This is a genomic window from Acidovorax sp. (genome assembly GCF_034519795.1).
In the GTDB taxonomy this organism is placed as follows: Bacteria; Pseudomonadota; Gammaproteobacteria; order Burkholderiales; family Burkholderiaceae_C; genus Acidovorax.
Genome location: NZ_JAXHOB010000014.1, coordinates 102,577 through 126,537, shown reverse-complemented (window position 1 = coordinate 126,537; position 23,961 = coordinate 102,577). Strand labels below are relative to the sequence as shown.

Sequence of the window (23,961 nt, the reverse complement as noted above, 5' to 3'; positions counted from 1 at the left end):
CCTTGCCCAGGATTGAAAACCCAACGCGATGGGCGCGCCGTCCCCGGGGGGACAGCGCGCACGGCCGCATCAGTAGGTGTACACGCCTTGACCGGTCTTGCGGCCCAGGCGGCCGGCGGCCACCATTTCCTTGAGCAGCGGGCAGGGGCGGTACTTGCTGTCGCCGAATTCGGTGAGGTACACGTCCATCACGGCCAGGCACACATCCAGGCCGATCATGTCCGCCAGCGCCAGCGGGCCGATGGGCTGGTTGCAGCCGAGCTTCATGCCGGCGTCGATGTCCTCGGGTGTGGCCAGGCCTTCGGCCAGCACGAAGAAGGCCTCGTTGATCATGGGCACCAGGATGCGGTTGACGACGAAGCCAGGGGCGTTTTTCACGGTGATGGGGCTCTTGCCCAGGGCCTCGGCCAGTGCCTTCACGGCGTCGTGCGTGGCATCGCTGGTCTGCAGGCCGCGGATGATCTCCACCAGCGCCATCATGGGCACCGGGTTGAAGAAGTGCATGCCGATGAAGCGGTCCGCACGCGAGGTGGCGGCGGCCAGCTTGGTGATGGAGATCGAGGAGGTGTTCGATGCGATCAGCACCTCGGGCGCCACCAGTGCATCCACCTGCTTCAAGATCTTGAGCTTGAGCTCGTAGTTCTCGGTGGCGGCCTCGATCACCAGTTGCGCTGCCTTGAGGTCGTCGTAGCTCGTGGAGACCTTGATGCGCGCCAGCGCCGCATCCTTGTCGGCTGCCGTGATCTTGTCCTTCTTGATCAGGCGGTCCAGGCTACCCGACACCGTGGCCAGGCCTTTTTGCACTGCAGCATCGGAGATGTCCACCATCACCACGTCGATGCCCGAGACCGCGCAGGCCTGCGCAATGCCGTTGCCCATGGTGCCCGCGCCGATGATGCCAACCGTTTGAATCGTCATATAGAGAGCTCTCTTCAAAGTGAAACAGACGGGCAGCATGGTAAGCCGAATCGCACGCCCGTTCGGTTATGGTCCATCGGGTCCGTGCGCGGCAAAGGCTCTGCGCATGGCCTGGAGACAAAAAACATGTTGTTCGACTACATCGTGATCGGGGGCGGCTCGGCTGGCTCCGTGCTGGCCGGCCGGCTCACCGAAGACCCCGCCGTGCGCGTGTGCCTGCTCGAAGCAGGGCCTGCCGACAAGAGCGTGCTCATCCACTGCCCGGCGGGCCTGGCCGTGATGGCCAAGTTCGAACTCAACGGCTGGGGCCAGAGCACCACGCCGCAGGCCGCGCTCAACGGCCGCCAGGGCTACCAGCCGCGCGGCAAGGTGCTGGGCGGCTCGAGCTCCATCAACGCCATGGTCTATATCCGTGGCCAGCATGCCGACTACGACCACTGGGCCGAGCAGGGCAACCCGGGCTGGGGTTGGGAGGACGTCAGGCCCTACTTCCTCAAGGCAGAGCACAACGAGCGCGGTGCCGACGCCTGGCACGGCCAGGGCGGCCCCTTGAACGTGGCCGACCTGCGCTCGCCCAACCGTTTCAGCCAGTTCTTCAACGAGGCCGGCGTGCAGGCCGGCCACCCGCACAACACCGACTTCAACGGCGCCACGCAGGAAGGCGTGGGCATGTACCAGGTGACGCACAAGAATGGCGAGCGCCACAGCGCGGCCAAGGGCTACCTCACGCCGCACCTTTCGCGCAGCAACCTGCAGGTGATCACCGGCGCGCACGCCACGCGCATCCTGTTCGAGGGCCGGCGCGCCGTGGGTGTGGAGTACCGCCAGGGCGGTGCGCAGCACGAGGTGCGTGCCAGCCGCGAGGTGCTGCTCAGCGCGGGTGCACTGCTCTCGCCGCAGTTGCTCATGCTGTCGGGCGTGGGGCCGGGTGCCCACCTGCAGCGCCATGGCATCCCGGTGCTGCACGACCTGCCGGGCGTGGGCCAGCACCTGCACGACCACCCGGACGTGGTGCAGGTGTTCAATGCGCCAGAACTCAAGGACCTGTTCGGCATTTCTCCCGCGGGCATGTGGAGCCAACTGCTTGGCGTGCTCGAATGGCGCCGCAGCCGCACCGGCATGCTGACCACCAACTTCGCGGAGGCTGGCGGCTTCATCAAGAGCGACCCGGCCGAGGCCGCGCCCGACCTGCAGCTGCACTTCGTGATCGGCAAGCTCGTGGACCATGGCCGCAAGACGGTATTGGGCCATGGCTACTCGGCCCACGTGTGCCTGCTGCAACCACGCAGCCGGGGCTCAGTGGCGCTGGCCACCAAGGACCCGATGGCCCTGCCGCTGGTGGATCCGCGCTTTCTGGAGGACGGCGACGACATGCAGCGCATGGTGCGCGGCTTTCAGCGCCTGCGCGAGATCCTGGCGCAGCCGGCGCTGGCGCGCTTCGGTGCGCGCGAGCTGCCCGCATCGGCCGGTGCGCAGACCCCCGCGCAGATCGAGCAGTTCATCCGCCAGTACGCCGACACCATCTACCACCCGGTGGGCACCTGCCGCATGGGGCCGGGCGAGCTCGATGTGGTGGACGCCCAATTGCGCGTGCACGGCCTGCAGGGCCTGCGCGTGGTGGATGCGTCCATCATGCCGCGCATCGTGAGCGGCAATACCAACGCACCCACGGTGATGATCGCCGAGAAGGCGGTGGACATGCTGCGCGCCGCAGCGTGAGGAATGTCACGCAGGGGCGCACCGCAGGCCGCTGAAAGCGGAAGTTGTTCACACGCGAAAACGCCGCGCTTTCCTAGACTTCATTCATCGGGTGCACGGTGCATCCGAACACCGCAAGAGACGGTGTGGCAACGGCCCGCAAGGGCAGCATGAAAGAAGACGACTGCGATGAACATCGACCCCCGCGAAATCTCGGCCCTGATCTCGGCCCATTCCGATCCATCGACCTGCACCGGCGCGCCGCGCGTCGACATGTATGCCGGTATCCACAAGGCGCTGCGCGCCCTGATGTCCGACACCCTGCTGGCCCTGGGCCGCATGGACGTCACCGACGACCTGGAGTTCGCCACCCACTGCGAGCGCGTGATGGAGTTGCTGGATCTGTGCCGCTCGCACCTGCAGCATGAGAACGAGTTTTTGCACACCGCCATCGAGGCGCGTGCGCCCGGCGCTGCGCGGGTGCTGGAATGCGAGCATGGCGAGCACGAAAAGGCCATCACGGCGCTGGCCGCCGGCGTCACGCAGCTGCTGGGCTGTGCCACGGCGGCGCGCCCCGCAGCGGCGCATGCGCTGTACCGGCAACTGGCGCTGTTCATCGCCCACAACTACGAACACATGCATGCCGAGGAAACCGGGCACAACAGCGTGCTGTGGGCCCACTACAGCGACGAGGAACTCGTCGGCATCCACAACGCGCTGGTGGCCTCCATCCCGCAGCCGGAAATGATGGCCATCCTGCGCTGGCTGGTGCCCTTCATGTCACCGCCCGAGCGCACCGCGATGCTGGCCGACATGCGCGCCCATGCCCCGGCGCCGGTGTTCAAGGCCGTGCTCGACAGCGTGAAGTCCCACCTCACGCCCTACGAGTGGATCAAGCTCATGCGCAGCCTCAACCTGCCGGCCGAGACGGCGCCACCGTACTGAGGTCCCGTCCCGAGGGGGTGCAGCGCCGGTGCGTGATGCCCAGCTCGGCCACGCTGGTCAGGCTCTCAGCCCCTCAGGCCGCCGCAGCGCCGGCCGGTGCGTAGCACCAGCGGTTGCGGCCACTGCGCTTGGCCTCGTAGAGCCCGGCGTCGGCATGGGCGATCAGCTCATCCACGCCACGCCCATGCTCGGGGAAATGCGACAGGCCGATGCTGGTGCCGATGTCCGCACCGCCGACGGCGAGCTGGAAGCGGTCGGTCAGCGCCGCCACCATGCGGTTGGCCACGCTCTGCGCATCGTCGGCGCTGGCGCCGGGCAGCACGCACAGGAACTCGTCGCCGCCCAGGCGTGCCAGGGTGTCGCCCTCGCGCAGGCAGCCGCGCAGGCGCTGCGTCACTAGGCACAGCAGCTCATCGCCGGCGGCATGGCCCATGGTGTCGTTGACCTGCTTGAACTTGTCCAGGTCCAGGAACAGCACCGTGAGCAGCCCCTGGCGCGTGCTGGCGTCGGTCAGGGCCTGGCGCAGCCGGTCGCGCGCGATCATGCGGTTGGGCAGTCCGGTCAGCGGGTCCAGGTTGGCGGCCTCCAGTTCGCGGCGGGTCTGGTCCAGGTCGGAAATGCGGCACTCTAGCTCGAATTCGCGCGCTTCCAGCTTGACCACCATGTGGGCGAAGGCCTCGGCCAGGCGGGCCTGCACGCTTTCCTCGGGGCGCTCGCCCGTCATGTCCATGAGCGGGCCGATGGCGCGCAGGTCACCCTGCTGGGCGATGCGCTGCATGACGTCGCACAGGCGCTGCAAAAAGAGGTCGTCGGTCTCGGCAGGGGTCACAGGGAGTTCTCCTCATTTGCGGCAGGCCGCATGTTCAGTGGGTGCCGCAGGCGCCTGCCAGTCCGTGTGGTCTGTCGCGCAGCACGGCCAGGGCCGGCGTCCCTGGCCGGGCCGGGCGAGTCTCTCCACCACGGGGCCGCCGCCGAGCCGCAACCGGCGCAGTCCCGCAGGCCCGGCCGCGATGCGTGCAATCAAGGCTTCTTCGGGATCAGAAAAAGCCCGGGGCGAGGCGAACAAACGACAGCCGTGCGGCGGGCACAATGATACGCTTACACACTTTGTTAACAATTCAATGCGATTGCGCCGCCCGAGCCGCTGGCAGGCAGCGCGACACCGTGACTTCGTTGACCTCACCGTCGCGCCGATACTCGAACCGATCCGCCAACCTCTGCACGAAATGCACGCCCAGGCCACCCATGTCCCGATCATCGAGCGAGGCGCCCACATCGGGCGCCGCCAGGGTGGTGGGGTCGAATGCCCGCCCATGGTCGCGCAACACGGCCAGCAGGCGGGCCGGCGCATCGAAGCGCACGCTCACCTCCACCAGGCCGCCCTGTCCCGCATAGCCATGCATGGCCACATTGGTCAGCAATTCGTCGAGCATCAGCCCGAAGGACGAGGCCAGGGGCATGGGCACGCCATTGTCGTCGGCCCAGGCCTCCAGCCGCTCGAAGAAAGCGGGAAGCTCGGCTACGGTGCCGTTCAGGGTCTGCTGCCATTCGAGCGGTGGATTCATAGGTGTCTGCGCGCTGAAACCTGGGGCTGCACCTGCGGGCGCCGTCTGCGCCGCGGTCCGGTGGGTCGCCAAGGCATTGTGGCATGAGCCGGACCATGCCAACGCTTTCGTCGCCCCCATCGCCGCAGGCTGCCGGCACTGCCGTGGCGGCCAGGCCCACGCTCTCCGCACTGTGGGAGCTCGGCGGACTGTGGCTGCTGATCGTGCTGGCCGGCATCGCGCTGATCGCCAGCCTGCTGCTGGATGTGCGCGCACAGGAAGAGGCGCAGATCCAGCGCTCGCGCCTGTCGCTGACCCTGGTGGAACTGCAGGACGCCATCGAGGGCGACCTGGCGCTGGGCTTTGACCTGCCCGATCACCGCGGCATCCAGCCCCGGCTGGAGCGGGCCTTGGCCAGTGACACCCAGCTGTACGCCATCGATGTGGTGGACCGCGCCGGCATCGCCCTTTTCAGCACCGACCGGGGCGCCATCGGCGAGGCACTGCAGCCCCGTGCGGCGCGCGCGGCCGAGGCCGGCGCGCGCCAGGACCGCATCTGGAGCGCAGCACTCACGGGCGAGGCCATCATGGGCCTTCCCCTGCACAATGCCTTCGGCGAGGTCGTGGGCCATATCAGCGCCACGTATGCGACCCAGCCGGTGCGCTTTCGGCTGGCCGTGTGGCAAGCCGATGGGCAGACGCTCACCCTGGGCGCCATGGCGGTGCTGGTGCTGGCCATCGCCGGCCTGCTGGGCTGGCTGGCGACGCTCTGGGCCCTGCAGCCGCAGTCCGCCCGGCTGCGCGCCGAGTGCCAGCGCACCCAGACGCGGGCCCTGGCGCGCAGCGCCCAGGTACGCCAGCGCATGGACGAATGCCTGGTGCGACTGGACGAAAGCGAGCGCACCGAATGAGCGCGCGCGGCCCTTTCGCTCCTGCCACCCGCCTGGGCATCGCGGCCGTGCTGCTGTTGCTGCTGGCGGCCAGCCTCCTGTCCATCTACACCTATGACCAGTTGCGCGACATGCGGGCCGCAAGCGACCGCACGCGTTCGCAGCTGATGGCGCAGTCGCTCAGCCTGCGCATCACCCATGCCGTCGAATCCGGCATCCCGCTGCGCAGCCTGGTGGGTGTCGAGGCGCTGTTCCAGCAGCGCATGGCTTCGCAGTCCGACATCCAGGCCTTGGCGCTGGTGCTGCCCGACGGCAAGGTGCTCTGGCAGGCCACGCGCGACGCAGGCGACGCCGGTGCCACGGCCGAGGCGCCGGTGCAGGTCCACGGCGCTCCCGTCGCCATCCTGCGCCTGGCCTTGCACGACAGCGGTGCCGCCACCTTCGCCCGCGCCACTGCGGCCATGCTGCTGCCGGCCATCGCGCTGCTGGCCCTGCTGGCCTATCTGGCCGCGCGCTTTTCGCAGGCCCAGGGCATCGAATTGCGCAACCACGCCGCCTGGCGTGCGCGCCGCGCCATTGCCCAGGGGCGCTACGACCAGGCCGTGGTACTGCCGCAACGCCGCGGGTTCGACCTGCGGGTGCAGCAGCTCGGCCATGCGGTGCGCGGAGTGCACGAAGGGCTGGTGCGCGTGCGCCGCCTGATCGCCTCGCTGCGCCAGACGGAACCCCAGCACCTGCGGCGCGAACGCCTGGACCAATTGCTGGCCAAGGCCGAGGCCGACGACCGCTTCGCCGAGCACGGTATCGCCCAGGTGCGGGTGGTCGCTGCCGAGGCGCAGGCGTTCTGGATCGCGCTGCTGGTGGCCCTGAGCGCGCTGGCGCTGCAGACCCTGTGGCTGCGCAGCCTGCACCTGCAGGGCGAAACTCCCTGGCAATGGCAGGGCCTGGCACCGGCACCTGCCGCCAGCCTGGCGGCCTTCTTCGTGGCCTGCACGGCGGCCTGGTGTGTGACACGCTGGCGGCGCTGGCCAGCGCCCACCGTGGTGCTGCCCGCCTGCATCGCCCTGCTGGCCACGGCCATGGCCTGCGCCAGCGGCCTGCCGGCGAGCCGGCCCTGGCCCCTGGCCATGGTGGCGGGCGCGTGGCACGGTCTGGTGGTGGGGGCGGTGCTGGCCGCCTGCCAGGCCGTCGAACAGGTGCCGCGCACCCGGCCCGAATACGCCTACGCCCGACCGCGCTGGCGCGCAGCGACCTGGAGCGCCTGGACCGTCACGGCCGTCTGGCTGGGGCCGGCGCTGGGCAGCCTGGCGCTGGACGCCCTGGGCCCGCTGCAGGGCGCCTATGCGCTGCTGCTGCCGGCAGCGTGTGCGGGATTCTTCGTGGTGCGCTGGAACGGGCCGCGCAGCCCCTGGCGCAGCCGCACGGGTGTGCACGGCAACCCCCTGATCGGGACGGACCGGCCCCACGCCGAGCGCCTGCGGGCGCTGGGCCAGTCCGGTGCTGCCGGCCTGCTGCTCGGCCTGGCGCTGGCCGCGCATGCGCTGGGCCAGCCCGCCCTCTGGGCACCCATGCTGGGGCTGGGCATGGCTGCCGGGTTGTTCCTGCGCAGGCGCCTGCCGTCCCCGGGTGCGCTGGCGGCCATGGCCACCGCAGTCTCCCTGCTGGCCCTGGCCATCGCCGTGGATGGGCTGTCCATGGGGCGCGCCCTCCAGGACGCGGTGCTGGCGCTGGCAGCCCTGCTGGCCGGTGGCGCGCTGGGCCGCCTGGCGCGCACGGCCGAGGGCGAGTGCCGCTTGCCCGTGCTCTCGACGGCCCAATGGGCCGCGATGGGCGTCGGCGCGGTGTGTGCCAGCGGCGCTCTGGGCGTTCACCTGCACGGTGGCTGGCCATTGCTCGCGGCCGTGTCGTTGCTGCTGGTTTGCGGCGGGCACGGCCCGCGCGCCGCCGCGGATGCGGATCGCACCGGAGGCCCGCATGCACCTTAGGCACCGGCTGATCGCCATCCTGCTGGCCGCCATGGCCCTGCTGGTCGCGGCCTTCTCCGCGATAGGCTGGCTCAGCGACCAGCGCTGGTCGCAGCGCTACGACGAAGTGCTGCTGCAGAACCAGCGCATCGCCTGGGACAAGCTGCAGAATGAAAACCTGGACCGCCAGGACATGCTGGCCCAGCAACTGCTGCAGGATGCCGCCCTGCGCGATCTGGCGGTGCAGGGCGCCTCGGCCCGCCTTGACGCCCTGCTGGCGGCCGCGACGCGGCGCGCTCCGGGCCTGCGCATCGATGTCTTCGACCGCCAGGGCACGCTGGTGGCCACCACCGAGCCCGGCATCGATCCGCAGCCAATGGCCGAAGTCCGCTGGGTGGCCACGGCCGGCGGCCAAAACGGCGCCGTGCGCGGGCTCAGCCAGGTGGCGGTGCGGCAGTACCAGTGGGTGGTGGTGCGCGGCTTCGACGGCGGCGCGCTGGCCGTGGGCCAGGACGTCGCTCCCAAGCTGTCCGAGCTGGCCACCTACCTGGGTGGTGACATCTTCCTGGCCAACATGCGTGGCGCCGAGTCCGTGGGGACCCGCGCAGGTGTGCTGGCCGCCACCGACACCCCGATCCCCGTGCGCTCCAACCAGGCGGTCACCGTGCAGCTGGAAGGCCAGGATGATCGGGCGCGCGCCCTGCGCATCGTCAGCCAGCCCGTGCGCAACCCCGATGCGCGCATCGTCGGCGCCCTGGTCTGGATGCAGGACGTGAGCGCCGCGCACTACGCCGACCGGCTGTTCTCGCGCACCACGCTGGCTGCGGCGCTGGCGTTCGCCGCCCTGCTGGCGGCAGGCCTCGTGGTCTACCTGCGGCATGCGATGGAGCCGCTGTCGCGCTCCGTCGGCGTGCTCAATGCGCTGGCGCGCGGCGCTACCGACGCCTCGCTGGACCAGGGGGAGGAAGACGCCGAGGACGAGTCCGGGGAGATCGCACGCGGCGTGGTGGCCATCCGCTCGGAGCTGCTCAACCTCGAGACCCTGCGCCAGGAGCGCATCCGGACCCGGCAGCAGCAGGAACGCCTGATCCGCGGCCAGTTGCGCACCCTGGCCGACAGCCTGGACCCGGCCTCGCGCGAGGAGATCCTCGTGGCGCTCGGTTCGGGCTCCGAGGCGCAGGCCAGCCCCACCGTGGCCGAAGCCGGTGCTGCACCGACCAACCACCTGGCCGAGCTCGCCGGTATTTTGGGCCGCATGTCCGGCCTGGTGACCAACCAGCAAAACCGCCTGCTCAAGCTGCTGCGCGAGCTGCAGGCAGCGGTGCAGACCGAGGCCACCCTGGCCAGCCTGCAACAGGAGCTGGAGATTGCGCGCCAGATGCAGCTGTCCATCCTGCCGCGCTCGGCGCCCGACGTGGACGAAGTCGACATCGCGGCCACCATGATCGCCGCCAAGGAAATCGGGGGCGACTTCTACGACTACTTCCCGATCGACGACGAGCACCTGGCCGTGGTCGTGGCCGACGTGTCGGGCAAGGGCGTTCCGGCGGCGTTCTTCATGGCGATCTCGCGCACCCTGCTCAAGAGCAATGCGCTGTTCCTGCGCGAGCCCGGCGCCACCATCCGGGCCCTCAACGACCAGCTGTGCGCCGAGAACGACCAGATGATGTTCGTCACCGTGTTCTACAGCGTGCTGCACCTGCCCACCGGGCGACTGGTGTACGTGAATGCAGGCCACAACCCGCCAGTGCGCCTGACCGATACGGGTGCGGCGCTGTTCCCGCGCGGCAGGAACATGGCGCTGGCCGTGATGGAAGGGCAGGAGTACATCGAGGGCGAGGTCATGCTCGCGCCCGGAGAAACCGTGGTGCTCTACACCGATGGCGTGACCGAGGCCACCAATGCAGAAAACGCCCTGTTTGGGGACGATGCCCTGCTTGCGGCCATGGCCGCGATTGGCAGCGACCCCCGGGGCGTGGTCACGGCGCGCATTCCCGACCAACTGGTGCGTTCGGTGCGCGGCTTCGAGAACGGCGCCGCCCAGGCCGACGACATCACGGTGGTGGCGCTGACCTACCGGGGGCGGCGGTTGTGACCCAGATGGCGCGCATAGCGCAACGACACCGCCCCGTCGGGTGCGCGCACCTCGCCCACGCAGGCGTAGCCGGCCAGCGCAGCGGCGCGCAGCGCCTCGTAGTCCAGGCTGGGCAGCAGCAGTTCACCCTCGGTCGCAAAGTCCATGCCCTGCTCCAGGTCGATCATGGCCACGTGGCGCTGCAGGCCATCGATCAGGCCGGTCCAGACGACACGCAAGCCCTGGCGCAGCATGTTGTGGCGGCTGCGGTGGTTGAGCAGGGACACCATGGCCATGCACAAGGGACGTCCGTGGGCCTGTGCCAGGCCCAGGCGCGCCGACAGCAGGGTGCGCTGCAGCTGGCGGCCGCGCCACTGCGGCAGCACCATGCAGCTCGACAGGTGCGCCACCAGGCCCTGCTGCGCCGGGTCCAGGCCGATCACATGGCCCAGGTTGTGGGGCTGCTGTTCGCCCGGCAGTTCGATCATGGCGTAGGCGACCAGGGCGTCGTCCATGAACACGCCGATGGCTTCGCCGCCCGGGTACATGTGGGCCTGGAAGAAACCCTCCTCGTCATCCTCGCGCACGTAGAAGTCCGGATCGGGCAGCGTGCCCAGCACCGTCTCGCGCAAGGCCAGCCATGCGTCGAAGTCCCGCGCCTCCAGCAGGCGGATGTGCGCGTGGGGCACATGGCCCAGCGCTGCTTCGGGCAGCAGGACGGGCGGGATGGTGGGCAAAAGGCTGAGCACGATGGACGGTTTGGCGCACACTGCGCGCAACGGGTCGAAAGGGTTGAAAGGGTTCGTAACGACGCCCCGACTATAGAACAGCTGCACGACATCCGACGAAACCGGTTTACCGAGGAAGCACTTCCATGACCGACATGACCCGCACCACGCCCGGCCCTGACATCGATGTGACCGCACTGCAGCGGCGCCTGCGACGCGAATCGCTGATGTTCGCGTCGATCTTCGCGCTGGTGCTGTTTGGCCTGTCCCTGGTCCTGATCGCCTGGCGGACCGAGCAACTGCTGACCCAGCTCGAACAGGACCGCACCGTGCGCCTGCTGCGCCAGGTGGCCGACGAGGCCGAGTCCGGGCTGCGCTTCGGTGTCTCGGTGGCCGACCAGACCGTGTTGCCCGAACGGGTCACGCGCCTGGGTGCAGCGGGCAGCCCGCTGCGCGGGGTCTTCATCGACACCGACCGCGGCGAGGCCGTGCTGCGCTCGGGCGACGCGGCGCTGCATTCCACCATAGCGCCGCGCTGGAGGCAGGCCGTCATCGACGCCGGGCCGGGCCATGTCCCCGTGGTGCGCAACACCGGCCGTTACGCGTGGATCGGCGCGGCCATTTTCGACTCCACCGGCGCGCCGGCCGCCACCCTGTGGGGGGCGCTCGACCCGGCCGAAGTGCGCGCCCAGGCCCGGGGCGTCGCGCTCGACATGGTGCTGCGCGCCCTGCCGCTGATGCTGCTGGCCCTGGTGATCACCTGGTGGCTGCTGCTGCGCTGGAGCACGCGCGTCATGACCTCGATGCGCGGCATCGGCCATGGCAGCGGGGCACAGGCCAGCCCCAACTCCGCCCGGAAACTCTGGCTGGCCGTGGTCTTCAGCGTGCTGGTGGCACCCGCCGCCATGCTGTGGATCGCGCGCGAGGCAGCGCGCCCGGCCGTCACGGCGCAGATCCAGGAGAACGCCGACGCCGTGGGCCGTGCGCTGTCGGGCCAGGTTGCGCGCGCGCTGTCGCTCGGTGTGCCCTGGACCGCGATGAACGGGGTGGACGCGCTGTTTCGACAGCAGTTGGTCGAAGCGCCCGAGCTGAGCTACCTGGCGCTGCAGCCGCCCGGCGGCCCGGCGCAAAATTCCACCTGGGGCAGCGACGTGCCCTCGCAGGCCCGCGACAGCATGTCCGACTTCCCGCGCCGCACGCTCACGGCCGGCGACGGCGCCGTGGTCGTTGGCTACCCGGCCGACTTCGTGGACCGGCAGCTCGCGGGCATGCTGATCGACCTGGTGCTGGCCCTGGTGATCGCCGCCGTGCTGGTGCGCGAACTCGCGCGCGGTCTGTGGCGCCGCTCGCTGCTGTTCCCGCTGGCCGCGTATGTGCAGGCCCGGTTGTGGCAAGGGCTGCAGCGCCGCTGGCAAAAAAAGCACGCTATCGACCAGGAAAGCGCCCAGGCACATGACCGCGACGCGGACGAATGCCGGGCGCAGCTGATGCGTGCAGCGCGCAGCGACGGCGCTACAGCCGAGGCGCCCCAGGTCGGGGCCCAGCTCACCTTGTTGCGCCTGACGGTGTTCCTGGTCGCCCTGTCCGAAGAGCTGTTGCGCCCCTTCTTTACCGTCTTCGCCAGCGAGGTGCGCCCCATCGATGCCGCCCTGTCGCCCACCATGGTGGCCGGATTGCCCGTCGCCGCCTTCATGGCCACGCTGGCTTTGGCCCAGCCCGCCGGCCCGGCGCTGGCGCGGCGCTTCGACCTGCGCTGGAGCCTGATGCTGGCGGCCCTGGTCGGCACGCTGGCCCTGGCCGCCACGGCCTGGGCGACCGATGCCTGGACCCTGATCGGCCTGCGCGCCCTGGGGGGGGCTGCCTACGGCCTGGCACTGATCCTGGTGCAGACCGCCATCGTGCGCATCACACCGCCGAAGCAACGCGCGCGGGGCCTTGCCGAGGTGGCTGCGGCCATCGTGGCGGCGGGCATCGTCGGCCCGCCCTTCGGCGGCATGATCGCCGCGCGCGCGGGCGACGGCATCGGCTTCCTGGCCTGCGCGCTGTGCATGGTCGGCGCCTTGCTGGCCGCCCTGCGCCTGTCGCTGCCCGTGCCCGAGGGCAGCGCCGCAGCCCAGCGTGGCCTGGCCACCTCGGGCGGCTGGCGCGGTTACATGGCGGTGCTGCGCGAGCCGCGCGCCATCTGGGTGATCCTGGGCGCCGCCCTGCCGGGCCGCCTGGTGGCGGTGACGATTCTCTCCGTGGTGGTGCCCCTGTACATGAACGAACTGCAGCAGCCGCCCGCAGTGGCGGGCCGGGTGCTGCTGCTGTACTTCCTGTGCTTTGCCCTCTCCGCCTCGTTGGTGGCGCACTGGTCGGACCTGCTCGGGCAGCGCAAGCCCTTCATCGTGGCGGGCGGCGTGTTCAGTGCGCTGGCCTGCCTGTCGCTGCCGGCATTGGGCGGCGTCTGGGGCATGGCCGCCTGCTGCGCCCTGTTGGGCCTGGGCCAGGCGCTGCAGTCCTCGCCGCAGATCGCGCTGACCACCGAGGCCTTCGAGGGCGTGGATGCGAGCCGCGCAACTGCCACGCCCGAGCAGGCGCTGGCGGCGTTCCGGCTGATCGAGCGCGGCGGCAGCATCGTCGCGCCCTTTGTCACTGCGGTCGCCGTGACCGCCTTCGGTTATGCCGGCGCAGTGGTGGCCGTGGGCCTGCTGCTGTCGGTGACGACCCTGAGCCTGGCCGCCGGCCTGCGCAACCCCCGTACCCAGGCCGCTGCGGCTGCCTGAAGACGATCTCCTGGAGAACTCCGATGAACCTGCGCCGCATCCTCATCGCCGCCGGGGCCACCTGTGCCCTGCTGGGCACCTCGGCCGCTGTCGCCCAGAGCGCCACCAACGCGGCGGCCGCTGGCGTGGCCGCCGCCACCAAGCGCTTCACCGTCGCCATGGTGCTGCCGCGCGATGACCAGAACATCGAGGCCGGCTTCACCGGCTACCTGCAACGCCAGGATGTGCCCGTGCAGTACGTGAACATCCGCTTCTCGGGCCGCAGTGAGGACATTCCCGAGCTGCGCGCCAAGGTGCGTGCGGTGCGCCCCGACCTGATCTACGCCTGGGGCACGCCCACCACCCTCGCCCTGGCGGGCCGGCACGACCAGGCAGGCAAGGACGATGCGATCCGCGACCTGCCCATCGTCTTCACCGAGGTGACCGACCCGGTGGGCGCGGGTCTGCTGCGCACGCTCGACGACCATGGCCGCAACGTCACGGGTGTGAGCCACGTGGCGCCGCTGCCGGTGCAGCTCAACGCCATCCGTGCCTACCGCCCCTTCACACGCCTGGGCTACCTGCACAACCCTGCCGAGCCCAACTCCGGCCTGATCCGCGACCGGCTCAAGGAACTGGCGCGCACGCAGAACTTCGAGGTGGTCGAGGCCAGCCTGCCCCTGCTGCCCCAGGGCGGCCCTGACCCCGCGCAGATCGCCCCGCAGATCCAGACCCTGGCCGAACGCAAGGTCGACTTCCTCTACGTCGGTCCCATCACCTTCCTCGCCTTCACGCACCGCGATGCCGTCACAAGCGCCGCGTTGCAGAACAAGCTGCCGACCTTCTGCGCGACCGAGAGCATCGTGCGCCAGTCGGGCTGCCTGTTCGGGCTGTTTTCCAATGGCGCCAACATCGGCCGTTACGCCGGCTCCATGGCGCGCCAGATCCTGGTCGAGAAAAAGCCGCCCCAGTCGATTGCGGCCTCTACGCTGCAGCGCTTCTCGCTGCTGGTCAACATGCGCACGGTGCAGGCGCTGGACCTGTATCCGCCCATGCTGCTGCTGAACGTGGCCGAGGTGATCAACGTGCCCAAGCAGGCTGCTGCGAACTGATGCGCCGGTCGCGTGCTGCGGTGCGGCCCCTACAATGGGCCGAGCCTGAGTTCCAGGATTTCTTTTCCCAGCCACGATTCAAAGGATTGCGCCCATGAACCTCGAACAGGAGCGCCGCGACGACATCTTGATCCTGCGCCCGCGCGGTCGCCTCGACAGCAGCAGCTCGCCCGAACTCGAGCGCGTGGTTACCGAGCAGCTCGAAGCGGGCACGCAGCGCGTGGTGTTCGATCTCTCCGCACTGGACTACATCAGTTCCGCAGGCCTGCGCGTGGTGCTGCTCGCGGGCAAGAAGCTGCGCGCCAGCAAGGGCAAGCTGGTGCTGGTCGGCCTGAGCGACATGGTGCGCGAGGTGTTCGACATGAGCGGCTTCCTGACCCTGTTCGCCGTCACCCAGACACTGGACGAGGGCCTGGCGAAAGTCTGAGCGGGCCCACCGCCCCAGATTAGCTGCGAAAGCGCCGGCGCGTCAGCGCCAGTGCCACCCAGAAGGCCGCCACCGTGGTCACCACCAGCACCAGGCCATGGCGCCAGGGGTTGGCGGGCCACTGGTCCATGAACAGCGGGCGCACCAGTTCCACGGCATTGGTCAGCGGCAACCAGTCCGAGATGGCACGCACGATGGGCGGCAGTTGCTCACGCGGGAAGAACACGCCCGACAGGAACATCATCGGCGTGAGCACCAGCGTGAAGTAGTAGGTGAAGAAGTCGTAGCCCTTGGCCAGCGCGTTGAAGATCAGCGCAATGCTCGAGAACATGATGCCCACGCCCAGCAGCACGGGCCAAGCTACGAGCAGCTTGGGGCTGTGGCTGATGCCCAGCGCCAGCATCACCCCGAGGATGGCGGTCACGGTGAACAGCGCCTTGAAGGCTGCCCAGAGCATCTCGGCCAGCACCACGTCATCGAGCCGCACGGGCGCGTTCATGATGCCGTCCCAGGTCTTTTGCACATGCATGCGCGAGAAGGCCGAGTACAGTGCCTCGAAGCTCGCCGCGTTCATGGCGCTCATGCAGATCGAGCCGCTGGCCAGGAACAGGATGTAGGGCACCTTGGTGGCGCCGCCCTCCGCGGCCACGCTCACCTGCCCCACCAGCGCTCCCATGCCGTAACCGAAGGCCACCAGCCACATCAGCGGCTCGGCGATATTGCCCACTAGGCTGGGGATGGCCAGCTTGCGCCAGACCAGCAGATTGCGCAGGAACACGGGCCACCAGCGCGCGGACAGCGTGGGCGGCATCCACACGGACGGCGTGGGCGGTGGCAGCGGGGTCGATGGGTTGGCGGCTTGCATGCCCCTATTGTGCTGTGCATCGGCCGGGCATGCCCATTGCTTGTGCCCAGGGCATGAGCGCCAACGTCCTGCACCTGTCCCCCAGCGCCCACGCGCTGTGGCGCGAGCGGCTGGGCCTGCTGCTCGAATCCACGGGCGAGGGCGTGTTCGGCATCGACCTGGCGGGCGACTGCGTGTTCATCAACCAGGCCGGTGCGCGCATGCTCGGCCTGGCCGCAGCCGAAGTGATGGGGCGCAACATGCACGCGCTCACCCACCATTCGCACCCCGACGGCAGCCCCTACGCGGACAGCGACTGCCCGATCTTCAACGCCTTTCGCAGTGGCCTGCCTTGCCGGGTGGACAGCGAGGTGTTCTGGCGCCACGACGGCTCGTCCTTCGCGGTCGAGTACTCGAGCCATCCCATCATGGAGGACGGCCGGGTGCACGGCGCGGTGATCACCTTCGTGGACATCACCGAGCGCAGGCGCGCAGCCGGCGAGCTGCAGCGCGCCCACGACGAACTGGCCCGCGCCAACGATGAACTGGAGCGCCGGGTGGCCGCGCGCACGCAGGAGCTGTCGCAGGCGCTGGGCCAGCTGCGCGAGCTCTCGGCGTATTCCGAGCAGGTGCGCGAGGACGAGCGCACGCGCATCGCGCGCGAGGTGCACGACGAGCTGGGCAGCCTGCTCGTTGCCCTCAAGATGGACGTCAACTGGCTGCACAAGCGCCTGGGCGAGCAGGGCGAGCGCAGCCCCGAGGCCGCAGGCGACATGCGCCAGCAGATGCGCTGCAAGTGCCAGAACATGAGCCGCCTGATAGAGAATGCGGTGGACAACGTGGGCCGCATCATCACCGACCTGCGCCCCAGCATCCTGGACCACCAGGGCCTGTGGGCGGCCCTGGAGTGGCAGGCGCAGGAATTCGTGCAGTCGGCAGAATTGCAGCTGCGCTGGCAGATGGAGGTGCCCGAGACGCTGCACCTGCCCGAGCCGGCTGCCATCGCGGTGTTCCGCATCTTCCAGGAGATGCTGAGCAACGTCGGGCGCCATGCCCAGGCCAGCGCCATCGCCATCCGCATCGATACCGAGGAGCAGCAATTGCATCTGCGCGTGCAGGACAACGGCGTGGGCGCCACGCGCCAGGCGCTCGAAGCGCCCACGGCCTATGGCGTCATGGGCATGCGCGAGCGTGCGCGGCAGCTGGGCGGGCAGTTGCACATCACCAGCGAGCCGGGCGAAGGCTCGTGCCTGCAGCTGAGCATTCCGCTGGAGGTGGCTCCATGAGCGCCCCGGTGCGCGTGCTCATCGGCGACGACCACCGCATCGTGCGCGAGGGCTTGAAGCAGGTGCTGGGCGACCCGGCCAACGGCCTGCCCGACATCGTGGTGGTGGCCGAGGCCACGCACGGCCAGGAGGTGCTGGACCAGGTGGCGGCCCTCGGTGGCACGGCCGGCATCGACCTGGTGTTGCTCGATATCGCCATGCCGGGCATGGATGGCCTGGAGGTGCTGCAGGCCCTGCGCAAGGCCTGGCCGGGCCTGGCGGTGCTGATGCTCAGCACCTATCCCGAGCGGCAGTACGCGGTGCGCTGCATCCAGATGGGCGCGGCCGGCTACCTGCACAAGAGCGCCGACCCCGACGACATGGTGGCCGCCGTGCGCAAGGTGGCCGGCGGTGGCCGCTACCTCACGGAGGCCACGGCCCAGGCGCTGGCCGGCGCGGTGGAGCGCACCGGGGTGGTGCGGGCGGCCCAGCAGGGTGTGCCAGCCGGGGTGGACGCGCTATCGTACCGGGAGCATCAGGTGTTCCGTCTGCTCACGGCGGGGCAGAGCGTGGGCGAAATTGGTGCGCAGCTCAAGCTCGCGCCCAACACGGTGAGCACCTACCGCGCCCGCATCCTCGAAAAGACCGGTGCGCGCAACGACGTGGAGTTGGCGCTGCTGGCGCGCGGCACGCCTGCGGAGTGATTTTGGGGCCCTGCAGGCCCGATTTGTAGTGCTGCCCCTACACGCTGTAGACACGGCACCCACGAATTCACGGCGGCAGGCCTGAACGGGCCGCAACTGGCCCGCGCTTTGCGTAGCGCATGGCACCAACTTCTCCGAGGTGTGCCATGTCCGAATTCTTCTCGCCTTTCGATGCCGACCGCCCGTTGATGCTCAAGTGCAGCTGCGGCCGCGACCATTCGGTCGCAGACCACCATGCCGAAGTGTCTGCCGACGCTGCCGCCGCCACCTTGCGCCAGCGCAGCCTCACCAGCGAATTCGAGGCCTACAGCAACGAGTTCATCGAGGCCACGCTGGTCAAGGCGCTGTTCCCGCAGGACGCGGTGCGCCGGCGCTTCATCAAGGCCGTGGGCAAGGGCACGGCCATGGCGGCCATCGCCAGCGTGCTGCCCGTGGCCAGCATGCAGGCCATGGCACAGGAGAAAGGCGCGCTGGAGAAGACCAACCTGAAGATCGGCTTCATCCCGATCACCTGCGCCACGCCGCTGATCATGGCCCACCCGCTGGGCTTCTACAGCAAGCAGGGCCTGAATGTCGAAGTCACCAAGACGGCTGGCTGGGCGCTGATCCGCGACAAGATGATCAACAAGGAGTACGACGCCACGCATTTCCTGTCGCCCATGCCGCTGGCGATCTCGATGGGCCTGGGTTCCAACGCCACGCCCATGAACGTGGCCACCATCCAGAACGTGAATGGCCAGGCCATCACGATGAGCCTCAAGCACAAGGACAACCGCGACCCGAAGAACTGGAAGGGCTTCAAGTTCGCGATCCCGTTCGAGTACAGCATGCACAACTTCCTGCTGCGCTACTACCTGGCCGAGGCCGGCCTGAACCCCGACACCGACGTGCAGCTGCGCGTGGTGCCGCCGGCCGAGATGGTGGCCAACCTGCGCGCGGGCAACATCGACGGCTTCCTCGGCCCTGATCCGTTCAACCAGCGCGCCGTGTTCGAGGAAGCGGGCTTCATCCACCTGCTCACCAAGGACCTGTGGAACGGCCACCCGTGCTGCGCTTTCGGCACCAGCACCGAGTTCATCCAGAAGAACCCCAACACCTTCGCCGCGCTGTACCGCGCGGTGCTCACCTCGGCGGCGATGGCGCGCGACCCGGCCAACCGCGAACTCATCGCCAAGGTGATCGCGCCCCAGGCCTACCTGAACCAGCCCGAGGCCGTGATCACCCAGGTGCTCACAGGCAAGTTTGCCGACGGCCTGGGCAAGATCCAGAACGTGCCCGACCGTGCCGACTTCGACCCCATGCCCTGGCAGAGCATGGCCGTGTGGATGCTCACGCAGATGCAGCGCTGGGGCTACGTCAAGGGCGACGTGGACTACAAGCAGATCGCCGAGAAGGTCTTCCTCATCACCGACGCCAAGAAGCAGATGAAGGCGCTGGACCAGAAGGTGCCCGAGGGCGCCTACCCCAAGTTCAAGATCATGGGCCGCGAGTTCGATGCCGCCAAGGCAGCCGAATACGCGAGAAGCTTCCCGATCCGCAAGGTGACCTGAAATGAAGCAGCCCCTGAGTCGCTTCGCGCCTTCACCCCTCTCTCATATTGTTTCGCAATCTGGGAGGGGGACGCCCCCAAGCGCGGCGGGGCGGCCCTTGCGCGGGGGCGCTGGCTTCGGCCCTGCCCGTTTCGCGGGCTGGTGGATTTGTGAAGCGCACGGAGATTTGACATGACAAGTTCCAAGAGTCTGAACCTGCGCGCGGGCCTGCTGTCCGTGCTGATCTTCCTGACCCTTCTGGGCATCTGGTATGCGGCCACGGCGTCGTCGGGCCCTGCCAACAGCACGGCGGGCATGACGCCCGAGCAGATCGAATACGCCAAGATGATGGGCAAGGACCCGGGCGCCGGCACCAAGAGCAGCGGTTTCCCCTCACTCGGCGAGATGGGCACCACGGTGTGGAGCCATGTGTCCAACCCGTTCTACGACAACGGGCCCAACGACAAGGGCATCGCCATCCAGCTCGCGCATTCACTGGGTCGCGTGGCGCTGGGCTTCGGCCTGGCCTGCCTGGTGGCGATACCGCTGGGCTTCATCATCGGCATGTCGCCGCTGCTGCGCCGCGCCTTCGACCCCTTCATCCAGGTGCTCAAGCCCATCAGCCCGCTGGCGTGGATGCCGCTGGCGCTCTACACCATCAAGGACTCGTCGATCTCGGGCATCTTCGTGATCTTCATCTGCTCGGTCTGGCCGATGCTGGTGAACACGGCCTTCGGCGTGGCCTCGGTCAAGCGCGAGTGGCTCAACGTCTCGGCCACGCTGCAGGTCAACCCGCTGCGCAAGGCCTTCCTGGTGATCCTGCCGGCAGCGGCGCCGACCATCCTCACGGGCATGCGTATCAGCATGGGCATCGCCTGGCTGGTGATCGTGGCCGCCGAGATGCTGGTGGGCGGCACGGGCATCGGCTACTTCGTCTGGAACGAGTGGAACAACCTGTCGCTGACCAACGTGATCTTCGCCATCCTGGTCATCGGCGTGGTCGGCATGCTCCTGGATCTGGCCTTCGGCCAACTGCAGAAGGTGGTGACCTATGTGGAGTGACGTCGCTCAGCGCCCGGCCGCCACTGTCCCCGACGCCCCGCAACGAAAGGCCTCCCCCGTGTCCTCCGGCTTCCTCCAGATCGATCGCCTCAGCAAGGCCTATGTGCCCGCCAAGCCGGTGTTCGCCGACGTGTCGTTCACGCTCGACAAGGGCGAGTTCGTCTGCATCATCGGCCACTCGGGCTGTGGCAAGACCACCATCCTCAACGTGCTGGCGGGCCTGGACACCGCCACCTCGGGCACCGTCATCATGGACGGCCGCGAGGTCGCCGGCCCGAGCCTGGACCGGGGCGTGGTGTTCCAGAGCCATGCACTCATGCCCTGGCTCACCGTGCGCCAGAACATCGCCTTCGCCGTCAAGTCGCGCTGGCCCGACTGGAAGAGGCCCCAAGTCGATGCGCACGTGGAGAAGTTCGTCGCCCTGGTGGGCCTGTCGCCCGCCATCGACAAGAAGCCCTCGCAGCTGTCGGGCGGCATGAAGCAGCGCGTGGGCATTGCGCGCGCCTTCTCCATCCAGCCCAAGATGCTGCTGCTCGACGAGCCCTTCGGCGCGCTCGATGCGCTCACGCGCGGCACCATCCAGGACGAGCTGATGGCCATCGTGCGCCAGACGCAGCAGACGGTGTTCATGATCACCCACGACGTGGACGAGGCCATCCTGCTGGCCGACCGCATCCTGCTCATGAGCAACGGCAACGAGTCGCCCGCGGGCTACCACCCGGGCGGCATCGCCGAGGTGGTGGTGAACCCGCTGCCGCGCGAACGCACGCGCAGCAGCCTGCACCACCTGGACGGCTACTACGCGCTGCGCAACCACATCGTGGACTTTCTCGTGACCCGGGCCAAGGCCCACTGACCCCGCCAGAGACCGCCCCGCCGGGTCGCCTGCATGGGCGGCCGGGGAGATCTGCACCCTGAATTCTGCCCCCTGTTCCAACGTCCAAACCCAAAGGAGCCCACATGAACCGCAACGACGTCACCGAAAAGATCATCAGCACCAAAGTCTCGAAAGGCCTGCAATGGGACGCCATTGCCAAGAAGGTCGGCCAGTCCAAGGAATGGACCACCGCCCTGTGCCTGGGCCAGATGACCGCATCGCCCGAACAGGCCAAGGTGCTGGGCAAGATCTTCGGCCTCACGGCCGAAGAGCAGAAGTGGCTGCAGGTCGTGCCGTACAAGGGCTCGCTGCCCACGCCCGTGCCCACCGACCCGCTGATCTACCGCTGGTACGAGATCGTGAGCGTGTACGGCACGACCATCAAGGAGCTGATCCACGAAGAGTTCGGCGACGGCATCATGAGCGCCATCGACTTCAGCATGGACATCACGCGCGAGGCCGACCCCAAGGGCGATCGCGTGAATGTGGTTCTGTCAGGCAAGTTCCTGCCCTACAAGCAGTATTGAGACGGGCCCGGGGCGCCAGCGCGCGGGGCCAGGTCAGAGTACCTGGACCGCCCGACCAATGAACTGGATGGGGCCCGTGGGCTTGCCGATGGGCGAGCCCGTGGGCGGCTCCAGCGTCAGCTCGAAGAGCTGGTTGGGCTGCAGTGGCGGCAGCTTGTCGAGCTGCACCTGCAGCGGCTGGCCGGGTTTGACCAGGCCCAGGGAGACGGGGCCGTTCCAGTCATCGGCCTTGGTCCAGAACTCGAGCGCCTTGTCGGCCGGCACTTCGGCCACGCCCAGCGGGATCAGGCTGATCTGCTGTGGCGAGCTGGCCTGCACCACCCAGCCGGGCGCCTTGTCCTGCGGTGCGACCAGCACCACCATGAACTTCGGCGGCGCTGCCACGGGCGCGGTACGGGTGACGAGCACCGCTGCCAGCACGGCGGCCATGGCAAAGCCCGATCCGGCGAGGGCGCGCCACAGGCCCAGGTGGTTCCACCAGCCGCCGGAGCGGCTGCGCGGGGGCATTGTTGCCACGGGCGCAGCCTGCGCCCTGGTCTGCTGGCCCATGCCTTGCAGCGATGCCTCGATGCGCGAAGCCAGGTGGGGGGGCAGGGGCACGGGCTCGGCCAGTTGGGTCAGCGGTAGCAACCGTTCCTCCCAGTCGTTCACCGCCTGCTGCAGCGCGGGCTCCGTGGCCAGGCGCTGCGAGACGGCCAGGCGCTCGGCCGCGGGCAGCGTGCCCAGCACGTACTCGCCGGCCAGCACCTGCAGGTCGTCGTTCGGGTCTTCGGGGTAGGGTGTGCTCATGCCATGCACTCCCGCAGCGAGGTCAGGCTGCGCCGTATCCAGGCCTTCACGGTGCCCAGTGGCGCGCCCAGGCGTTCGGCGATCTCGCCGTGCGAGCAGCCTTCCACATAGGCGTGCAGCACGCAGTTGCGCCGTGCCGGCTCCAGCGCCTCCAGGCAGTGCTGCAGGCGGCCCAGGCTGGCGTTGAGCTCGAAGCTGCTGGCGGCATCATGGAAGGCCTGCACGGACATGTCGGCCTCCAGGGTGTGGGTGGTTTCTTCGTCGATGTCGACGTGGCGGCGCGCATTGCGCACGGCGTTCAGAGCCAGGTGGCGCACCACGCTGTAGATCCAGCCGCGCGCACTGCCGCGCGCCGCATCGTAGCCCGTGGCGCGGCTCCAGATGTTCACGCAGGCGTCGTGCACGATGTCCTCGGCCAGCGCGCGCTGGCGCACGATGCGCAGTGCCACGCCCAGCATGCGTGGGCCCTCGTGCTCGTACAGCCGGCGCATGGCCTGGCGGTCGCCGGCGGCGCAGGCGGCCAGGGCCGCTTCGTAGTCAAAATCGCCAGGGGTTTCAGGCACGGTTGCGCAAGGGGCTCGGCACGGTCGTCGGTTGGCTGGGGCTGGCGCAATGCCAGCGCCCAGGGCGTGCCTGCATCCTAGCCCACCAGGCCCTGCATCCACGCGCAATCCCCTGAATTGCAAGGGATTGCGTTCATCGCACTGCGGGAGGCGCTTACGCGGCCTTCCAGAAGATGTAGTCGGCCTGGTACTTCACGATCTGGCGCTCGCCCTTGTTGGCGGCGCTGCAGGTGGCAGCAGGGGCCGCGCCACCCTTCAAGGCCACGCGCTGGATGTAGGTCACACCCGTCATGGCGCCCGAACCCATGGCCGGGTTGGCCTTGACCAGCTGGTAGGGGATGTTGCCAGCACCGGCCGGGGCCACGGCGACCTGCGTGGCGGTCAGCTTGGAGCCGTCCTTCGATTCCCAGGTGGCAGGTGGGCCGTAGTAGGTGCCCACTTGCTTGCCGCCGCGGTCGTTGAGCACGGCCTTGGGGCCCACGAAGAACCATTCGGTCTGGCCGGGGGCGTTGGCCTTGTCGCGGCATTCGTAGGTGATCTCGCCCACGCCCACGGTTTCCATGGCGACCTTGTTGCCGCCGGGCACCTTCACGGTGTCGGGCAGGCTGTCCTGCGAGAACATGGGCCCGCTGCTGGAGCCCATCATCGAGCCGCAGGCCGTCAGCAGCGCTGCTGCGGCGATGGCTCCGGCCAGGGAGATGGTGCGGGAGATCGTTGGCTGGGTGGTCGTCATGGCGTTCCTCTTCTTCAAATGGGT

Annotated in this window: 22 protein-coding genes; 14 read left to right on the top strand and 8 right to left on the bottom strand. The window is 69.0% G+C overall.

Annotated features, from left to right (window positions below):
• Nucleotides 1-69: 69 nt before the first annotated feature.
• Nucleotides 70-918, bottom strand: coding sequence for a 3-hydroxybutyryl-CoA dehydrogenase (locus U5N23_RS17255; RefSeq protein ID WP_322594009.1), 849 nt, complete (start codon nucleotides 916-918; stop codon nucleotides 70-72).
• Nucleotides 919-1,047: 129 nt separating this feature from the next.
• Here U5N23_RS17255 and U5N23_RS17250 point away from each other — a divergent pair, with 129 nt between their 5' ends.
• Both U5N23_RS17250 and U5N23_RS17245 read left to right on the top strand, forming a co-directional pair.
• Nucleotides 1,048-2,637 (top strand): choline dehydrogenase, encoded by a 1,590-nt coding sequence (locus U5N23_RS17250; protein ID WP_322594508.1) that lies wholly within the window; start codon nucleotides 1,048-1,050, stop codon nucleotides 2,635-2,637.
• A gap of 168 nt (nucleotides 2,638-2,805) precedes the next feature.
• Complete coding sequence (locus U5N23_RS17245) at nucleotides 2,806-3,561, top strand: hemerythrin domain-containing protein (RefSeq protein WP_322594008.1); 756 nt, start codon at nucleotides 2,806-2,808, stop codon at nucleotides 3,559-3,561.
• A gap of 73 nt (nucleotides 3,562-3,634) precedes the next feature.
• Here the strand turns inward: U5N23_RS17245 and U5N23_RS17240 are convergent, their stop codons facing one another.
• Entirely contained in the window at nucleotides 3,635-4,390 is a 756-nt protein-coding gene (locus U5N23_RS17240) for a GGDEF domain-containing protein (RefSeq protein WP_322594007.1), read from the bottom strand.
• Between the two features lie 289 nt (nucleotides 4,391-4,679).
• Entirely contained in the window at nucleotides 4,680-5,126 is a 447-nt protein-coding gene (locus U5N23_RS17235) for an ATP-binding protein (RefSeq protein ID WP_322594006.1), read from the bottom strand.
• A gap of 95 nt (nucleotides 5,127-5,221) precedes the next feature.
• Between U5N23_RS17235 and U5N23_RS17230 the strand changes: the two genes are divergently transcribed.
• From U5N23_RS17230 to U5N23_RS17220, 3 genes are read left to right on the top strand one after another with little or no spacing between them, the layout of a single operon-like run.
• On the top strand, nucleotides 5,222-6,016 hold the full coding sequence (locus U5N23_RS17230) for a hypothetical protein (protein ID WP_322594005.1): 795 nt from the start codon (nucleotides 5,222-5,224) through the stop codon (nucleotides 6,014-6,016).
• On the top strand, nucleotides 6,013-7,980 hold the full coding sequence (locus U5N23_RS17225; RefSeq protein WP_322594004.1) for a hypothetical protein: 1,968 nt from the start codon (nucleotides 6,013-6,015) through the stop codon (nucleotides 7,978-7,980). Before U5N23_RS17230 ends, U5N23_RS17225 begins: the two co-directional genes overlap by 4 nt.
• Nucleotides 7,970-10,054, top strand: coding sequence for a PP2C family protein-serine/threonine phosphatase (locus U5N23_RS17220; protein ID WP_322594003.1), 2,085 nt, complete (start codon nucleotides 7,970-7,972; stop codon nucleotides 10,052-10,054). Before U5N23_RS17225 ends, U5N23_RS17220 begins: the two co-directional genes overlap by 11 nt.
• On the opposite strand, the gene U5N23_RS17215 is transcribed toward U5N23_RS17220, so the two are convergent.
• Nucleotides 10,033-10,782: a GNAT family N-acetyltransferase gene (locus U5N23_RS17215; protein ID WP_322594002.1), complete on the bottom strand. Its 750-nt coding sequence runs from the start codon at nucleotides 10,780-10,782 to the stop codon at nucleotides 10,033-10,035. The two genes, U5N23_RS17220 and U5N23_RS17215, sit on opposite strands and share 22 nt — an antisense overlap.
• 125 nt (nucleotides 10,783-10,907) lie before the next feature.
• On the opposite strand from U5N23_RS17215, the gene U5N23_RS17210 reads away from it, so the two are divergent.
• The 3 genes from U5N23_RS17210 to U5N23_RS17200 all read left to right on the top strand — a co-directional run bounded on the left by U5N23_RS17210 (nucleotide 10,908) and on the right by U5N23_RS17200 (nucleotide 15,044).
• Complete coding sequence (locus U5N23_RS17210) at nucleotides 10,908-13,526, top strand: MFS transporter (protein ID WP_322594001.1); 2,619 nt, start codon at nucleotides 10,908-10,910, stop codon at nucleotides 13,524-13,526.
• Nucleotides 13,527-13,549: 23 nt separating this feature from the next.
• Complete coding sequence (locus U5N23_RS17205) at nucleotides 13,550-14,617, top strand: ABC transporter substrate-binding protein (protein WP_322594000.1); 1,068 nt, start codon at nucleotides 13,550-13,552, stop codon at nucleotides 14,615-14,617.
• A gap of 94 nt (nucleotides 14,618-14,711) precedes the next feature.
• Nucleotides 14,712-15,044, top strand: coding sequence for an STAS domain-containing protein (locus U5N23_RS17200; RefSeq protein WP_322593999.1), 333 nt, complete (start codon nucleotides 14,712-14,714; stop codon nucleotides 15,042-15,044).
• Between the two features lie 19 nt (nucleotides 15,045-15,063).
• Here U5N23_RS17200 and U5N23_RS17195 read toward each other — a convergent pair whose 3' ends face one another.
• Nucleotides 15,064-15,909, bottom strand: coding sequence for an ABC transporter permease (locus U5N23_RS17195; protein ID WP_322593998.1), 846 nt, complete (start codon nucleotides 15,907-15,909; stop codon nucleotides 15,064-15,066).
• A gap of 53 nt (nucleotides 15,910-15,962) precedes the next feature.
• Here U5N23_RS17195 and U5N23_RS17190 point away from each other — a divergent pair, with 53 nt between their 5' ends.
• From U5N23_RS17190 to cynS, 6 genes are all read left to right on the top strand, one after another.
• Entirely contained in the window at nucleotides 15,963-17,174 is a 1,212-nt protein-coding gene (locus U5N23_RS17190; RefSeq protein ID WP_322593997.1) for a PAS domain-containing sensor histidine kinase, read from the top strand.
• Entirely contained in the window at nucleotides 17,171-17,857 is a 687-nt protein-coding gene (locus tag U5N23_RS17185) for a response regulator transcription factor (protein ID WP_322593996.1), read from the top strand. Before U5N23_RS17190 ends, U5N23_RS17185 begins: the two co-directional genes overlap by 4 nt.
• A gap of 146 nt (nucleotides 17,858-18,003) precedes the next feature.
• Complete coding sequence (locus U5N23_RS17180; RefSeq protein ID WP_322593995.1) at nucleotides 18,004-19,407, top strand: CmpA/NrtA family ABC transporter substrate-binding protein; 1,404 nt, start codon at nucleotides 18,004-18,006, stop codon at nucleotides 19,405-19,407.
• A 171-nt stretch (nucleotides 19,408-19,578) separates the two neighbouring features.
• Nucleotides 19,579-20,448, top strand: coding sequence for a nitrate ABC transporter permease (gene ntrB / locus U5N23_RS17175; protein WP_322593994.1), 870 nt, complete (start codon nucleotides 19,579-19,581; stop codon nucleotides 20,446-20,448).
• Complete coding sequence (locus tag U5N23_RS17170; RefSeq protein WP_322593993.1) at nucleotides 20,438-21,304, top strand: ABC transporter ATP-binding protein; 867 nt, start codon at nucleotides 20,438-20,440, stop codon at nucleotides 21,302-21,304. The genes ntrB and U5N23_RS17170 overlap by 11 nt, the downstream gene beginning before the upstream one ends.
• A gap of 104 nt (nucleotides 21,305-21,408) precedes the next feature.
• Nucleotides 21,409-21,852 carry a cyanase gene (gene cynS, locus U5N23_RS17165; RefSeq protein ID WP_057199926.1) on the top strand — a complete coding sequence of 148 codons (444 nt, stop codon included), beginning with the start codon at nucleotides 21,409-21,411 and terminating at the stop codon, nucleotides 21,850-21,852.
• A gap of 33 nt (nucleotides 21,853-21,885) precedes the next feature.
• Here the strand turns inward: cynS and U5N23_RS17160 are convergent, their stop codons facing one another.
• From U5N23_RS17160 to U5N23_RS17150, 3 genes are all read right to left on the bottom strand, one after another.
• Nucleotides 21,886-22,641 (bottom strand): anti-sigma factor domain-containing protein, encoded by a 756-nt coding sequence (locus U5N23_RS17160; protein WP_322593992.1) that lies wholly within the window; start codon nucleotides 22,639-22,641, stop codon nucleotides 21,886-21,888.
• Nucleotides 22,638-23,204, bottom strand: a complete 567-nt coding sequence (locus tag U5N23_RS17155; RefSeq protein WP_322593991.1) for a sigma-70 family RNA polymerase sigma factor — start codon at nucleotides 23,202-23,204, stop codon at nucleotides 22,638-22,640. Before U5N23_RS17155 ends, U5N23_RS17160 begins: the two co-directional genes overlap by 4 nt.
• Before the next feature lie 154 nt (nucleotides 23,205-23,358).
• Nucleotides 23,359-23,937, bottom strand: a complete 579-nt coding sequence (locus tag U5N23_RS17150; protein ID WP_322593990.1) for a DUF3455 domain-containing protein — start codon at nucleotides 23,935-23,937, stop codon at nucleotides 23,359-23,361.
• Between the last annotated feature and the right edge of the window lie 24 nt (nucleotides 23,938-23,961).

Coding starts and splice junctions, on each gene's coding strand:
- U5N23_RS17255 (WP_322594009.1), bottom strand. CDS start 918: ATGACGATTCAAACGGTTGGCATCATCGGCGCGGGCACCATGGGCAAC.
- U5N23_RS17245 (WP_322594008.1), top strand. CDS start 2,806: ATGAACATCGACCCCCGCGAAATCTCGGCCCTGATCTCGGCCCATTCC.
- U5N23_RS17235 (WP_322594006.1), bottom strand. CDS start 5,126: ATGAATCCACCGCTCGAATGGCAGCAGACCCTGAACGGCACCGTAGCC.
- U5N23_RS17230 (WP_322594005.1), top strand. CDS start 5,222: ATGCCAACGCTTTCGTCGCCCCCATCGCCGCAGGCTGCCGGCACTGCC.
- U5N23_RS17225 (WP_322594004.1), top strand. CDS start 6,013: ATGAGCGCGCGCGGCCCTTTCGCTCCTGCCACCCGCCTGGGCATCGCG.
- U5N23_RS17220 (WP_322594003.1), top strand. CDS start 7,970: ATGCACCTTAGGCACCGGCTGATCGCCATCCTGCTGGCCGCCATGGCC.
- U5N23_RS17210 (WP_322594001.1), top strand. CDS start 10,908: ATGACCGACATGACCCGCACCACGCCCGGCCCTGACATCGATGTGACC.
- U5N23_RS17205 (WP_322594000.1), top strand. CDS start 13,550: ATGAACCTGCGCCGCATCCTCATCGCCGCCGGGGCCACCTGTGCCCTG.
- U5N23_RS17200 (WP_322593999.1), top strand. CDS start 14,712: ATGAACCTCGAACAGGAGCGCCGCGACGACATCTTGATCCTGCGCCCG.
- U5N23_RS17195 (WP_322593998.1), bottom strand. CDS start 15,909: ATGCAAGCCGCCAACCCATCGACCCCGCTGCCACCGCCCACGCCGTCC.
- U5N23_RS17190 (WP_322593997.1), top strand. CDS start 15,963: ATGAGCGCCAACGTCCTGCACCTGTCCCCCAGCGCCCACGCGCTGTGG.
- U5N23_RS17185 (WP_322593996.1), top strand. CDS start 17,171: ATGAGCGCCCCGGTGCGCGTGCTCATCGGCGACGACCACCGCATCGTG.
- U5N23_RS17180 (WP_322593995.1), top strand. CDS start 18,004: ATGTCCGAATTCTTCTCGCCTTTCGATGCCGACCGCCCGTTGATGCTC.
- ntrB (WP_322593994.1), top strand. CDS start 19,579: ATGACAAGTTCCAAGAGTCTGAACCTGCGCGCGGGCCTGCTGTCCGTG.
- U5N23_RS17170 (WP_322593993.1), top strand. CDS start 20,438: ATGTGGAGTGACGTCGCTCAGCGCCCGGCCGCCACTGTCCCCGACGCC.
- cynS (WP_057199926.1), top strand. CDS start 21,409: ATGAACCGCAACGACGTCACCGAAAAGATCATCAGCACCAAAGTCTCG.
- U5N23_RS17160 (WP_322593992.1), bottom strand. CDS start 22,641: ATGAGCACACCCTACCCCGAAGACCCGAACGACGACCTGCAGGTGCTG.
- U5N23_RS17150 (WP_322593990.1), bottom strand. CDS start 23,937: ATGACGACCACCCAGCCAACGATCTCCCGCACCATCTCCCTGGCCGGA.